This window comes from Streptomyces araujoniae, from assembly GCF_050871195.1.
Lineage (GTDB): Bacteria > Actinomycetota > Actinomycetes > Streptomycetales > Streptomycetaceae > Streptomyces > Streptomyces bacillaris.
This window is the reverse complement of the sequence record NZ_CP194070.1, coordinates 4,190,004-4,204,417: the sequence shown is the minus strand read 5'-3', so window position 1 is coordinate 4,204,417 and position 14,414 is coordinate 4,190,004. Positions and strand designations below refer to the sequence as shown.

Below are 14,414 nucleotides of genomic sequence, written 5' to 3'. Positions count from 1 at the left end.
CATGGCACGCAGACCAGCAGTACAGGGTCCGCCCCCGGAACGGGGCCACCACCAGGCCCGTCGGCACAGCCCTCGCCAGGAGGAATCCGGCGGGGGCATCCCTGACGGTCTGCTGCTCGGACTGATCGGCTTCCTCTTCGCGGCGACCCTGCTCGCCTGGACGGCCACCGGCCTGTCCGGCCTCTTCACCCACGGCTCCTGGCCGGACAACGTCACTTTCACCCGAACCCCCCTGGCTCTGCGCGAACTGGCCACGGCCCCACAGGACCTCCCGGCCGCCTGGCCCCACACACCCCCGTCCCAGCTCTCCGGCTTCGGCCTGTTCTGGGGCCTCTTCATCGGCGAGCTGATGGTGCTGGTCGTGCTGACGGTGTTCGTGCTGGGGTCCGTGGCCCGCTGGCGGCTGGTACGGGAACGGCGCCGCGAGGAACGTCTGTACGGCTCGTACGGGACACCTCATCAGCCCGAGCACTCTCACGTACCCGAGAGTCCCCACGCGTCCCACCAGCCCAACGACACGCCCCACAACGCGCACGAGGCTCCGGCCCCAGGCCCGCTCACCCCACCGCCCCCGCTCACCAAGTCCCCTGAATCGCCACCCCGACCACAACCACGATCGCACCCGGCAGAGCAGGACACACGCCGGACAACCCCCGAGGCTCCACCCCAGCCACCCCCACCTGCCGCCCTCCTGCTCCCCTCCCCCCGCACGCCTCTCCTCGTCTACGCCCCCGCCCCCGACCGGCGCCCCACCGTCGTCCAGGCCGTCCGGGAAGCCGAGGGCCCCGCTCTCGTCGTCACCTCGGACCCCACGGTCTGGGCCGAGACGAAGGACGCCCGCGCCAAGCTCGGCCCGGTGCTCGTCTACGACCCCGGCCACCTCTGCGACACCCCGGCGCGCCTCCACTGGCCGCCCACCGCCGACTGCGAGCACCCCGACACCGCCGCCGTACGGGCCGCAGCCCTCCTCGCCCCGGTCCGCCCGCAGGCCAGGATCGACGCGGCGGTGGCCGACACCGCCCAGACGCTGCTGCAGTGCTGGCTGCACGCCGCGGCGGTGGACGGCCGCCCGTTCCGCCAGGTCGCCCGCTGGGCCTCGGGCTCCTCCGCCCACGAACCGGTACGCCTTCTCCGTACGCACCCCAAGGCCGCCTCCGGCCTGGCCGGCCTGCTGGAATCCGCGCTCACGGCCTATCCGGAACGGCGGGAGGTCGCACAGGAGTTGAATGTACGGGCCTTCTCGGCCCTCTCCTCGGTCCACATCCGGGAAGCCTGCACGGCAAACCGATCGGATTCGGCCGCGCTCGCATCTTTTGCCCGCGAGGGGGGAACGCTCTATGTGGTCGGTGAACCCATCGAGGATCCCCGCACCCGCCCCGGCGCGATGCCCCTCCTCACCGCGCTGGCCTCGCACGTGGTCGAGCACGGCCGCCGCATGGCCGCACGGTCATCCGACGGTCGGCTCGACCCACCAATGACGCTGGTCCTGGACGACGTCGCCGCCGTGGCCCCGCTCCCCCAGCTCCCCGAACTGCTCGCGAAGGGGGAGGACGTGGGCCTGCCCACCATCGCGCTCCTCCGCTCCCGCGAACAAGGCCGGGCCCGCTGGCAGCAACACCTGCACGCCCCTACCTTCGCCCCCGGCTCGGGCCACCCCCTCTGAGCGGCCTTGCGGCCGGCAGGAGAGAAACCCTACCCCTGCTCACGCTCCATCACATACTCCAGCTCCCAGGCGCCCGCGTCGCCCGGGACCGCCGTCCGCTGCCCGGAGGGTACGAACCCGAAGCGCCGGTAGAACGCCGCCGCCCGCGGGTTGTCCTCGTGCACATACAGCCGCACCCGCTCCAGCCGGGGCGCGGACAGCGACCAGCACCAGTCCACAGCCGCCCGGAACAACGCGTCGGCCACCCCGCTCCCCCGCACCCGGGGCTGGACGAAGACGCCCACCAGATGCCCCTGGACCATCTCGGGCGCCTCCCCGAAGCGCACATCGTCCTCCGGGCGCTCGACGAGCACGGTGACCGTGCCCACCCACTCCCCCTCGGGCGACTCCGCGACGAACTGCCGGACGTCCCCGCCCTCGGCAGCCGCCGCCGCACGGTCCTGCCAGAAGGCATCCGGCCGCGCGACCGCCGCCTCGTACGAATCCAGGAACGCCACGGGGGCCACCGGATCCTGAAGGGCCTCCAGCCGCAGCTGCCTGACGAGCGGCCACTCATCGGCCCGCACGGAACGCATCACATATCTCATGGCCCGATCCTCGCCCCGCCTCGGACTCGCCTCAACCGAGTATGTGAGCCTCACATACCGCGCTCGGGCCCGCTCCACGCCTCCGGTCGGCCATCGACGCTCATCGGGACCCGAGCCAGCGGACAGGTGATCGGTCAGGGCATCTCTTCCCCTGAAACGCAGAAAAGCCCCGCACCACAAGGGTGCGGGGCTTTCCCACAAAAATTGTTCGGCGGCGTCCTACTCTCCCACAGGGTCCCCCCTGCAGTACCATCGGCGCTGAAAGGCTTAGCTTCCGGGTTCGGAATGTAACCGGGCGTTTCCCTAACGCAATGACCACCGAAACACTATGAAACTATGAAGACCGGACATAAACACGGCCGTTCATTATTTCAGAACTAACACAGTGGACGCGAGCAACTGAGGACAAGCCCTCGGCCTATTAGTACCAGTCAGCTCCACCCCTCACAGGGCTTCCACATCTGGCCTATCAACCCAGTCGTCTACTGGGAGCCTTAACCCCTCAAAGGAGGTGGGAATACTCATCTCGAAGCAGGCTTCCCGCTTAGATGCTTTCAGCGGTTATCCTTTCCGAACGTAGCCAACCAGCCATGCCCTTGGCAGAACAACTGGCACACCAGAGGTTCGTCCGTCCCGGTCCTCTCGTACTAGGGACAGCCCTTCTCAATATTCCTACGCGCACAGCGGATAGGGACCGAACTGTCTCACGACGTTCTAAACCCAGCTCGCGTACCGCTTTAATGGGCGAACAGCCCAACCCTTGGGACCGACTCCAGCCCCAGGATGCGACGAGCCGACATCGAGGTGCCAAACCATCCCGTCGATATGGACTCTTGGGGAAGATCAGCCTGTTATCCCCGGGGTACCTTTTATCCGTTGAGCGACAGCGCTTCCACAAGCCACTGCCGGATCACTAGTCCCGACTTTCGTCCCTGCTCGACCCGTCGGTCTCACAGTCAAGCTCCCTTGTGCACTTACACTCAACACCTGATTACCAACCAGGCTGAGGGAACCTTTGGGCGCCTCCGTTACTCTTTAGGAGGCAACCGCCCCAGTTAAACTACCCATCAGACACTGTCCCTGATCCGGATCACGGACCCAGGTTAGACATCCAGCACGACCAGAGTGGTATTTCAACGACGACTCCACAACCACTGGCGTGGCCGCTTCACAGTCTCCCACCTATCCTACACAAGCCGAACCGAACACCAATATCAAACTATAGTAAAGGTCCCGGGGTCTTTCCGTCCTGCTGCGCGAAACGAGCATCTTTACTCGTAGTGCAATTTCACCGGGCCTATGGTTGAGACAGTCGAGAAGTCGTTACGCCATTCGTGCAGGTCGGAACTTACCCGACAAGGAATTTCGCTACCTTAGGATGGTTATAGTTACCACCGCCGTTTACTGGCGCTTAAGTTCTCAGCTTCGCCACCCCGAAGAGCAGCTAACCGGTCCCCTTAACGTTCCAGCACCGGGCAGGCGTCAGTCCGTATACATCGCCTTACGGCTTCGCACGGACCTGTGTTTTTAGTAAACAGTCGCTTCTCGCTGGTCTCTGCGGCCACCCCCAGCTCACGGAGCAAGTCCGATCACCAGGCGTGGCCCCCCTTCTCCCGAAGTTACGGGGGCATTTTGCCGAGTTCCTTAACCATAGTTCACCCGAACGCCTCGGTATTCTCTACCTGACCACCTGAGTCGGTTTAGGGTACGGGCCGCCATGAAACTCGCTAGAGGCTTTTCTCGACAGCATAGGATCATCCACTTCACCACAATCGGCTCGGCATCAGGTCTCAGACACATGTTGCGCGGATTTGCCTACACAACGTCCTACACCCTTACCCCGGGACAACCACCGCCCGGGCTGGACTACCTTCCTGCGTCACCCCATCGCTTACCTACTACAAGTCTGGTTCATCGGCTCCACCACTACCCTCAACTCCGAAGAGATCGGGCCGGCTTCACGGACTTAGCATCGCCTGATTCAGTACTGGGCGTTTCAAAGCGGGTACCGGAATATCAACCGGTTGTCCATCGACTACGCCTGTCGGCCTCGCCTTAGGTCCCGACTTACCCTGGGCAGATCAGCTTGACCCAGGAACCCTTAGTCAATCGGCGCACACGTTTCTCACGTGTGTATCGCTACTCATGCCTGCATTCTCACTCGTGAACCGTCCACCACTGCCTTCCGGCGCGGCTTCACCCGGCACACGACGCTCCCCTACCCATCCCAGCCCCCGTTGGGGGTACATGCTGGAATGACACGACTTCGGCGGTACGCTTGAGCCCCGCTACATTGTCGGCGCGGAATCACTTGACCAGTGAGCTATTACGCACTCTTTCAAGGGTGGCTGCTTCTAAGCCAACCTCCTGGTTGTCTCTGCGACTCCACATCCTTTCCCACTTAGCGTACGCTTAGGGGCCTTAGTCGATGCTCTGGGCTGTTTCCCTCTCGACCATGGAGCTTATCCCCCACAGTCTCACTGCCGCGCTCTCACTTACCGGCATTCGGAGTTTGGCTAAGGTCAGTAACCCGGTAGGGCCCATCGCCTATCCAGTGCTCTACCTCCGGCAAGAAACACACGACGCTGCACCTAAATGCATTTCGGGGAGAACCAGCTATCACGGAGTTTGATTGGCCTTTCACCCCTAACCACAGGTCATCCCCCAGGTTTTCAACCCTGGTGGGTTCGGTCCTCCACGAAGTCTTACCTCCGCTTCAACCTGCCCATGGCTAGATCACTCCGCTTCGGGTCTAGAGCGTGCAACTCAAACGCCCTGTTCGGACTCGCTTTCGCTACGGCTTCCCCACACGGGTTAACCTCGCTACACACCGCTAACTCGCAGGCTCATTCTTCAAAAGGCACGCAGTCACGACTGACAGCACAAGTGCTGCCAGCGACGCTCCCACGGCTTGTAGGCACACGGTTTCAGGTACTATTTCACTCCGCTCCCGCGGTACTTTTCACCATTCCCTCACGGTACTATCCGCTATCGGTCACCAGGGAATATTTAGGCTTAGCGGGTGGTCCCGCCAGATTCACACGGGATTTCTCGGGCCCCGTGCTACTTGGGTGATTCTCAAACGAGCCGTTGATGTTTCAGCTACGGGGGTCTTACCCTCTACGCCGGACCTTTCGCATGTCCTTCGCCTACACCAACGGTTTCTGACTCGCCTCACAGCCGGCAGACTGTGAAAGAGAACTCCCACAACCCCGCATACGCAACCCCTGCCGGGTATCACACGTAAACGGTTTGGCCTCATCCAGTTTCGCTCGCCACTACTCCCGGAATCACGGTTGTTTTCTCTTCCTGAGGGTACTGAGATGTTTCACTTCCCCTCGTTCCCTCCACACTGCCTATGTGTTCAGCAGCGGGTGACAGCCCATGACGACTGCCGGGTTTCCCCATTCGGAAACCCCCGGATCAAAGCTTGGTTGACAGCTCCCCGGGGACTATCGTGGCCTCCCACGTCCTTCATCGGTTCCTGGTGCCAAGGCATCCACCGTGCGCCCTTAAAAACTTGGCCACAGATGCTCGCGTCCACTGTGCAGTTCTCAAACAACGACCAGCCACCCACCACCCCACCCCAACAGGGGCAAGTTCACTGGGACCGGATCAGAAGGCAGACCAAACGGCCGCACCCTCAGACACCCAACAACGTGCCCGACACGACGCCCCGCTCACCACGTTCCACGCCCCGAAGAGCAGTACTAGCTGTGACCAGACCATCGTGCCGAATAGTCAACGTTCCACCCATGAGCAACCAGCACCGGACACTCGCCGGTGTACTGGCCCCTGACCAGGCAAAGCCTGGTAAGAAGTGCTCCTTAGAAAGGAGGTGATCCAGCCGCACCTTCCGGTACGGCTACCTTGTTACGACTTCGTCCCAATCGCCAGTCCCACCTTCGACAGCTCCCTCCCACAAGGGGTTGGGCCACCGGCTTCGGGTGTTACCGACTTTCGTGACGTGACGGGCGGTGTGTACAAGGCCCGGGAACGTATTCACCGCAGCAATGCTGATCTGCGATTACTAGCAACTCCGACTTCATGGGGTCGAGTTGCAGACCCCAATCCGAACTGAGACCGGCTTTTTGAGATTCGCTCCGCCTCACGGCATCGCAGCTCATTGTACCGGCCATTGTAGCACGTGTGCAGCCCAAGACATAAGGGGCATGATGACTTGACGTCGTCCCCACCTTCCTCCGAGTTGACCCCGGCAGTCTCCTGTGAGTCCCCATCACCCCGAAAGGCATGCTGGCAACACAGAACAAGGGTTGCGCTCGTTGCGGGACTTAACCCAACATCTCACGACACGAGCTGACGACAGCCATGCACCACCTGTATACCGACCACAAGGGGGGCACCATCTCTGATGCTTTCCGGTATATGTCAAGCCTTGGTAAGGTTCTTCGCGTTGCGTCGAATTAAGCCACATGCTCCGCTGCTTGTGCGGGCCCCCGTCAATTCCTTTGAGTTTTAGCCTTGCGGCCGTACTCCCCAGGCGGGGAACTTAATGCGTTAGCTGCGGCACCGACGACGTGGAATGTCGCCAACACCTAGTTCCCAACGTTTACGGCGTGGACTACCAGGGTATCTAATCCTGTTCGCTCCCCACGCTTTCGCTCCTCAGCGTCAGTAATGGCCCAGAGATCCGCCTTCGCCACCGGTGTTCCTCCTGATATCTGCGCATTTCACCGCTACACCAGGAATTCCGATCTCCCCTACCACACTCTAGCTAGCCCGTATCGAATGCAGACCCGGGGTTAAGCCCCGGGCTTTCACATCCGACGTGACAAGCCGCCTACGAGCTCTTTACGCCCAATAATTCCGGACAACGCTTGCGCCCTACGTATTACCGCGGCTGCTGGCACGTAGTTAGCCGGCGCTTCTTCTGCAGGTACCGTCACTTGCGCTTCTTCCCTGCTGAAAGAGGTTTACAACCCGAAGGCCGTCATCCCTCACGCGGCGTCGCTGCATCAGGCTTTCGCCCATTGTGCAATATTCCCCACTGCTGCCTCCCGTAGGAGTCTGGGCCGTGTCTCAGTCCCAGTGTGGCCGGTCGCCCTCTCAGGCCGGCTACCCGTCGTCGCCTTGGTAGGCCATTACCCCACCAACAAGCTGATAGGCCGCGGGCTCATCCTTCACCGCCGGAGCTTTCAACCCCCACCCATGCAGGCAGAAGTATTATCCGGTATTAGACCCCGTTTCCAGGGCTTGTCCCAGAGTGAAGGGCAGATTGCCCACGTGTTACTCACCCGTTCGCCACTAATCCACCCCGAAAGGCTTCATCGTTCGACTTGCATGTGTTAAGCACGCCGCCAGCGTTCGTCCTGAGCCAGGATCAAACTCTCCGTGAATGTTTACCCGTAATCGGGTGCACACATCACGAGAGCGGAACAACAAGGTCGGAATAAGACCCGTCGTTCACAGCGTCCTCGCTGTGTATCGCCTACCACCACCACACAGTGGCCGTAGGACTTTTCAAAGGAACCACCAACCTGCCGAAACAGGCCGGGGTATCAACATATCTGGCGTTGACTTTTGGCACGCTGTTGAGTTCTCAAGGAACGGACGCTTCCTTCGGTCCCGTATCACCGGGCCCCTCCGGGCGCTTCCCTTCATTCACTTCTTTGTCCTGCTGTCTTGCGTTTCCGACTCTATCAGACGCTTTCCAGTGTCCGATCCCGGTCGAAGCGGGTCCCGCTCCTCGCTTTCCAGGGCTCTTCGCTTTCGCGCTTTTCCCTTTCCGGCGAATCCGACTCTATCAGATCCTTTCGGGCCTGACTCCCAGTCAGCGGGGCTTGTCGTCCCGGCTGTTGGGCCGTTCCGACGCTCAAACTCTAGCGGATTCCTCCGGCGGCTCATAATCGGGCCTTCGAAATGAATTCCGGCATGCCGAAATCATCCCGAGTGGGAGATCGTGCGGAAGTTTGGTTGCCGCGTGCGCAGCGGGATGTGTCGTCACAGAACCGTTGCGGCTCCGTGGCAACCCGAAGAACCTTACGGATCGAGTGGGGCTGTGTCAACCCTGCCCCGAGTCGCCTGCGGGCATGAACTCCGGCCTGCGGCTCCGGGGCCTCAGTCCAGGTCGGTGAGGCGGCCGCCGGCGTCCGGCTGGGCGTGTTCCACCCGGCGCAGGAGGCGGACCAGGAGTTCGCCCAGGAGTCCGCGGTCCTCGCCGGAGAGGTCCTGGAGGAGGTCCTCCTCGAAGTCGGTCGCCATGCGCATCGCCTCGAGCCACTTCGCGCGGCCCTCGTCCGTCAGCTCGACGATGACGCGGACCCGGTTGTTCTCGTCGCGGTCCCGGGTGACCAGGCCCTCGCCGGCCATCCGGTCGATGCGGTGGGTCATGGCGGCCGGGGTGAGGCCGAGGCGCTTCGCCAGTTCGCCGGGGCCGAGGCGGTAGGGGGCGCCCGACAGGACGAGGGTCTTGAGCACCTCCCACTCGGCGTTGCTGATGCCGAGGGCGGCGAGCTGCCTCCCGTACGCGACGTTCATCCGGCGGTTCAGGCGGCCCAGTGCGGAGACGACCTGCTCGACCTGGGGGTCGAGGTCGCGGAACTCGCGCTGATAGGCGGCGATCTGTTCGTCGAGGCTCGGCTCGGCGGGGCCGGGCTCCTCGGTGCTCTCGGACATGGCGGGCAGTATGGCACGCCCCCACCACCCTTGAAGTCCTTCAGGCTGTAGTTTTCACCTTCTAATTTTAGTGCTAAAGTCTTCGAGTCTGAGTTTGGTTCGAGTCTTTGAGGTAGGTGAGTGTGACCAGGGAGATGGGCGCAGCGCTGCGGCGGATCCAGCTGGGCAGCGCGCTGAGCGCGTTCGGGCTCGGGTTCACCGTTCCGTATCTGTACGTCTACGTGGCGCAGGTGCGGGATCTGGGTGCCGGTACGGCGGGAGTCGTGCTGGCGGTCTTCGCCATGGCAGCGCTGGCCGTCCTGCCGTTCACCGGGCGGGCCATCGACCGGCGGGGGCCCCTGCCCGTGCTGGTTGTGGCCGCCGGTCTCGCCGCCGTGGGCGCGGCGGCCCTGGGGTACGCGAGCAGCGTGCCGGCCGCCGTGCTGTCGGCCGCGGTCCTCGGTGCGGGCACCGCAGTGATGCAGCCGGCCCTGGCCACGATGCTCGTCTGGTGCTCCAGCACCGCCACCCGTACGCGCGCCTTCGCCATGCAGTTCTTCCTGCAGAACCTGGGGCTCGGGCTCGGTGGGCTGGTGGGCGGTCAGCTGGTGGACGTGAGCCGTCCGGCCAGCTTCACCATGCTGTTCCTGATCGAGTCCGGGATGTTCGTGGTCCTCGGTGCCGTGGCGCTGACCGTGCGGATGCCCCGTACGGCTTCTCTGGTGGGGGCCCGTCCCGGTGACGGCTCCGCCAAGGGCGGGATGCGGGCGCTGCTCTCGCACCGGGCCATGGTCCAGCTGTGTGTGCTCGGGTTCGTGCTCTTCTTCGCCTGCTACGGGCAGTTCGAGTCGGGCCTCGCCGCGTACGGCACCGAGGCGGCCGGAATCCAGCCCTCGACGCTCGGCTTCGCGCTGGCCGCCAACACCGCGGTCATCGTCGTCGCCCAGTTCGTCGTCCTGCGGCTCGTGGAGCGGCGGCGGCGCAGCCGGGTCATCGCGGCGGTCGGTCTCATCTGGGCCTTCGCCTGGATCGTTGCGGGGTACGCGGGGCTCGGGCACGGCAGCCAGGCCATGGCGACGGCCGCGTTCATCTCGACGTACGCGCTGTTCGGGCTGGGCGAGGCGATGCTCTCGCCGACCGTGGCGCCGCTGGTCGCGGACCTGGCACCGGAGTCGATGGTCGGGCAGTACAACTCGGCGTTCGCCCTGTGCAAGCAGCTCGCGCTGGCGGTCGGCCCGGCGGTCGGCGGGCCGATGGGGGCCTCGCTGCACGGCCCCTACATCGTGACGTTCATGCTGTTCTCGCTGGGGATCACGGTGCTCGCGCTGCGGCTGGGGCGCCGGCTCACCCCCGTACAGGACCAGCCTTCGCTCGCCGCTGTGCCCTCGCGGGTGGTGGCCGTGTCGCTGCCGGACGGTGGCGGGGCGGCCGGTGCGGAGGCGGCAGACGGGGCCGTGTCGGTCACCGCGCCGGCCGCCGCGTCCGCCGCTGCCGGGCGCTGAGCCCGGCCCCCGGACGACGAGGAGTCACGAAGAGCCCTGTCCCGCCTTCAGCGGGGCAGGGCGAACTCGCACCAGACCGCCTTGCCGCCGCCCGGAGTGCGGCGGCTTCCCCATGAGGTGGCGATCGACGCGATGATCTCGATGCCGCGTCCCGCCTCGTCCGCCGGTTCGGCCTGACGACGGCGCGGCAGGTGGTCGTCGCCGTCGGTCACCTCGATGATCAGCCGCCGGTCCGTGCGGCGCAGCCCCAAGCGCATCGGCGGGGTGCCGTGCTGCAGCGAGTTGGCCACCAGCTCGCTGGTGGCGAGGACGCCGAGGTCCCGCAGCTCGTCCGGGAACCGCCAGGAGGTCAGGACCCCGGTGGCGAACGAACGGGCGCGCGGGGCGGCCTCGATGCCGCCGAGGAGGTCGAGCGCGGCGTTGTGGAACAGCTCCGCGTCGGCCCCCGTACGGGCGGGGTGCTGGACGACCAGGACCGCCACGTCGTCGTCGTGCTCGGCGGTCACCCCGAGGGAGCGGATCAGCCGGTCGCAGACCACCTGGGGCGTCCCCTTGGCGCCGGAGAGGGCGCGGGCGAGGGAGGCGACGCCCTCGTCGATGTCCTCGCTGCGGCGCTCGACCAGCCCGTCCGTGTAGAGGACCGCGGTGGAGCCGGGCGGCAGCGCGATGGTGCCCGAGGTGTGGATCCAGCCACCGGTGCCCAGCGGGGGTCCCGTGGGGTCGGCGGCCCGCTCGACCGTGCCGTCCTCGTCGCGGACGAGGATGGGGAGGTGGCCTGCGGAGGCGTAGACGAGCTGTCCCTCGTTCGGGTCGTGGACGGCGTAGACGCAGGTGGCGATCTGGGTCGCGTCGATCTCGGAGGCGAGGACGTCCAGCAGCTGGATGACCTCGTGCGGCGGGAGGTCGAGCCGGGCGTAGGCGCGGACGGCGGTGCGCAGCTGGCCCATGACGGCGGCGGCCCGCACGCCCCGGCCCATCACGTCACCGATCACCAGGGCGGTGCGGCCGGCGCCGAGGGTGATCACGTCGTACCAGTCGCCCCCGACGGCCGCGTCCGTGCCGCCGGGCTGGTAGGTGGCGGCGATCCTCAGGTCGTCGGGCTGCTCCAGCTCCTGCGGGAGCAGGGAGCGCTGGAGGGTGACGGCCGTCTCGCGGTGGCGGCGCTCACTGGTGCGCAGGCGCTCGGCGGCCTCGGCGTGGTCGGTGACATCGGCCGCGTAGACGAGGACGCCGCCCTCGCCCCTTCCGTCTCCCTTGCCGTCCGGCCGGCCGTCTCCCTTGGGGTCCGTTTCGGGGGTTCCGGTGCCGGTGGCCTCCGTGCTGTCCCAGGGAGCCACCGGGGTGCAGGTCACCGTGTACGAGCTGCCCCCCGCGGTCCGGCGGGACTTGACCGTACGGGCGGTGCCGCTGCGCAGGACCTGGTCCAGCAGCGGCAGCACGCTCAGCTCGGCCAGTTCGGGCAGGGTCTCGGCGGCGGGGGCGCCGCTGGGGCGGGAGCCGAAAGCCGTCTCGTACGCCTCGTTGACGTAGGCGACGCGGTGGTCCGGGCCGTGCAGCAGGGCCACGGCCACGGGGAGGCGGCCGAGGATCTCGCGGGCCGAGAGGTCGTCCAGGGCGGGGCCCGTGGCGGTCGGGTCGGAGGCGGTGTCGGGGGTTGCCGGAAGCGTGCCGTCCGGCCGGGCGGCCGCGGCCTGCGCCTGGGCGTACTCGGCCCGGGCGGCGGGGACGGGGCTGCGGTCGTCCCGCGCGGCGGCTCGACGCTGCGTTCCGGGAAGGCGGGCGCTCCAACGCGTGAAGTTCACGGAATTTCTGGCCTCATGTGTCGGTTCGGTGCGTCGCTGCTGGTCACTGTTGGTCACTGCCGGCCGGGTCACTCTGTGCAGGTGTGAGCCCACCTATGGTCACACGCCCAGTGTGACCGACCGTACTGACAGTTGCCGTCCGATCGCTGTCCGGGCGGGGTCCGGACGGCGTCCCGGTGGCGTCCGACGGGTGGCCCGCCGGCTGCCGGACGGCCCGCGCCGGCGGTGCGGTCGTGGTCGGACCGCTGGTCAGCGGGGGGTACGGGGCGGACGTCCGCCCGGCGGGTCCTCCGGCCGCTCGTCGGAGCCGGGGGGCGGTGAGAAGCCGTCGCCCGGTGGAGTGCTGTCGCCCGGCCGGATTCCGGTGCCCGGTGAAGTTCCGGCGCCCGGCGGGGTTCCGGCGCCCGGCGGAGGGGAGAGGTGCGGTGGAGTGGAGGGGTCCGGGGAGGCGGCGGGGCGGGGCAGGGTGCCGGGGCGCTGGGGGGCCACCGGGCCTCCCCCGGCCGCCAGTTCGAACTCGGCCCGGGGGTGTTCGAGCGAGCCGAGGGAGACGATCTCCCGTTTGAAGAGTCCGGCCAGGGTCCATTCGGCAAGGACGCGCGCCTTCCGGTTGAACGTGGGCACCCGGCTGAGGTGGTACGTGCGGTGCATCAGCCAGGCGGGGTAGCCCTTGAGCTTGCGACCGTAGACGTGGGCGACGCCCTTGTGGAGGCCCAGGGAGGCGACGGATCCCGCGTACGAGTGGCGGTACTCGGTGGGCGGGCGGCCGTCGAGCGTCGCGAGGACGTTGTCGGCGAGGACCTTGGCCTGGCGGACGGCGTGCTGGGCGTTGGGGGCGGTCTCCCTGCCCGGCTCGGCGGCGGTGAGGTCGGGGACGGCGGCGGCGTCGCCCGCGGCCCAGGCGTGCGGCATGCCCTCGACGGCGAGGGTGGCGGTGCAGCGGAGCCGGCCGCGGTCGGTGAGGGGCAGGTCGGTGGCGGCCAGCAGCGGCGACGGTTTCACGCCGGCGGTCCACACGAGCGTGCGGGTGGGGAAGCGGGAGCCGTCGCTCAGGACGGCCACCCGGTCCTCGCAGGTCTCCAGGCGGGTTTCGAGGCGTACGTCGACGCTGCGGCCGCGCAGTTCCCCGACGGCGTACCGGCCCATGGCCTCACCGACCTCGGGGAGGATGCGGTCGGAGGCCTCGACCAGGATCCACCGCAGGTCCGTCGGCTTGATGTTGTGGTAGTACCGCGCCGTGTAGCGGGCCATGTCCTCCAGTTCGGCCAGGGCCTCCACACCCGCGTAGCCGCCGCCGACGAAGACGAAGGTGAGCGCGGCGTCACGGATCGCGGGGTCGCGGGTGGCGGACGCGATATCCATCTGTTCGATGACGTGGTTCCGCAGCCCGATGGCCTCCTCGACCGTCTTGAAACCGATGCCGAAGTCCGCGAGGCCGGGGATCGGCAGGGTGCGCGAGACGGATCCGGGGGCGAGGACGATCTCGTCGTAACCGATCTCCAGGGCGCCGGTGCCGTCCTCCGCGGTGGCCAGGGTGGTGACGGTCGCGGTGCGCTTGGCGTGGTCGATGCGCTCGGCCTCGCCGATGACGATCGTGCACTGGTCCAGGACGCGGCGCAGCGGTACGACGACATGGCGCGGCGAGATCGAGCCGGCGGCCGCCTCGGGGAGGAACGGCTGGTACGTCATGTACGGCTCGGGCGTGACGACCACGATCTCGGCGTCCCCGCTCCTGAGTCTCTGCTTCAGCTTCCGTTGGAGACGCAGTGCCGTGTACATCCCGACGTAGCCGCCGCCGACGACGAGAATGCGCACACCTGGCCGGGTGCCGGGGGTCGTCCCCCGGGAGTCTGGAGCCATCACCACCCCATGACGCAACGGAGTCAGAGGTTTGTCCACAGGCCCGGCAAATTGTGTGACCGCGGGGTCCCGCGGGTCGGCCCGGTCCTGTCGGCCGGACGGCGGGGAAGCCGTGCAGGTCAGGTGTGCTGCGAGGGAGGAACGGGCGGGCGCGGGAAGGCGGTCGGCACGCTTCTGCGCCGGTCGGGGGGCGCACCATACGGAACTACCCCCTTCTGAATTGACGCGGGCTCAACTATGTTCGTAACCCGTCGGGAGTCGGGTGCGGATTTCGTTGTGCTCGCTCACCGGCTGACACGGCGGGGAAGTCTCCGGGGGGAGACGTCATAACCGGGGGAAGTTATGCAGATTCAGGATTCGCATGGGCAGTCCGCGCGCACGCACA

Annotated in this window: 6 protein-coding genes and 3 rRNA genes; 2 read left to right on the top strand and 7 right to left on the bottom strand. The window is 66.5% G+C overall.

Annotated features, from left to right (window positions below):
- The first annotated feature begins 1 nt into the window (after nucleotide 1).
- Complete coding sequence (locus tag ACQ9ZG_RS17865) at nucleotides 2-1,663, top strand: type IV secretory system conjugative DNA transfer family protein (protein ID WP_499280834.1); 1,662 nt, start codon at nucleotides 2-4, stop codon at nucleotides 1,661-1,663.
- 29 nt (nucleotides 1,664-1,692) lie between these two features.
- Here ACQ9ZG_RS17865 and ACQ9ZG_RS17860 read toward each other — a convergent pair whose 3' ends face one another.
- From ACQ9ZG_RS17860 to ACQ9ZG_RS17840, 5 genes are all read right to left on the bottom strand, one after another.
- A complete protein-coding gene (locus ACQ9ZG_RS17860) occupies nucleotides 1,693-2,250 on the bottom strand; it encodes a GNAT family N-acetyltransferase (RefSeq protein WP_109914288.1) in 558 nt (185 codons plus the stop codon).
- A 206-nt stretch (nucleotides 2,251-2,456) separates the two neighbouring features.
- Nucleotides 2,457-2,573: ribosomal RNA gene (gene rrf, locus ACQ9ZG_RS17855) — 5S ribosomal RNA — on the bottom strand.
- 78 nt (nucleotides 2,574-2,651) lie between these two features.
- Nucleotides 2,652-5,776 (bottom strand): 23S ribosomal RNA (locus ACQ9ZG_RS17850).
- A gap of 305 nt (nucleotides 5,777-6,081) precedes the next feature.
- Nucleotides 6,082-7,607: ribosomal RNA gene (locus ACQ9ZG_RS17845) — 16S ribosomal RNA — on the bottom strand.
- Together the 16S, 23S and 5S rRNA genes form the textbook arrangement of a ribosomal RNA operon.
- A gap of 721 nt (nucleotides 7,608-8,328) precedes the next feature.
- Entirely contained in the window at nucleotides 8,329-8,886 is a 558-nt protein-coding gene (locus tag ACQ9ZG_RS17840) for a MarR family winged helix-turn-helix transcriptional regulator (RefSeq protein ID WP_018488375.1), read from the bottom strand.
- A gap of 134 nt (nucleotides 8,887-9,020) precedes the next feature.
- Between ACQ9ZG_RS17840 and ACQ9ZG_RS17835 the strand changes: the two genes are divergently transcribed.
- Nucleotides 9,021-10,367, top strand: coding sequence for an MFS transporter (locus ACQ9ZG_RS17835; protein ID WP_499281614.1), 1,347 nt, complete (start codon nucleotides 9,021-9,023; stop codon nucleotides 10,365-10,367).
- A gap of 47 nt (nucleotides 10,368-10,414) precedes the next feature.
- Here ACQ9ZG_RS17835 and ACQ9ZG_RS17830 read toward each other — a convergent pair whose 3' ends face one another.
- Nucleotides 10,415-12,169 carry an ATP-binding SpoIIE family protein phosphatase gene (locus ACQ9ZG_RS17830; protein ID WP_386695064.1) on the bottom strand — a complete coding sequence of 585 codons (1,755 nt, stop codon included), beginning with the start codon at nucleotides 12,167-12,169 and terminating at the stop codon, nucleotides 10,415-10,417.
- A 249-nt stretch (nucleotides 12,170-12,418) separates the two neighbouring features.
- The gene (locus ACQ9ZG_RS17825) at nucleotides 12,419-14,029 is read right to left on the bottom strand and encodes an NAD(P)/FAD-dependent oxidoreductase (RefSeq protein WP_499280832.1); all 1,611 of its coding nucleotides are present in this window, start codon (nucleotides 14,027-14,029) and stop codon (nucleotides 12,419-12,421) included.
- Nucleotides 14,030-14,414: the final 385 nt, after the last annotated feature.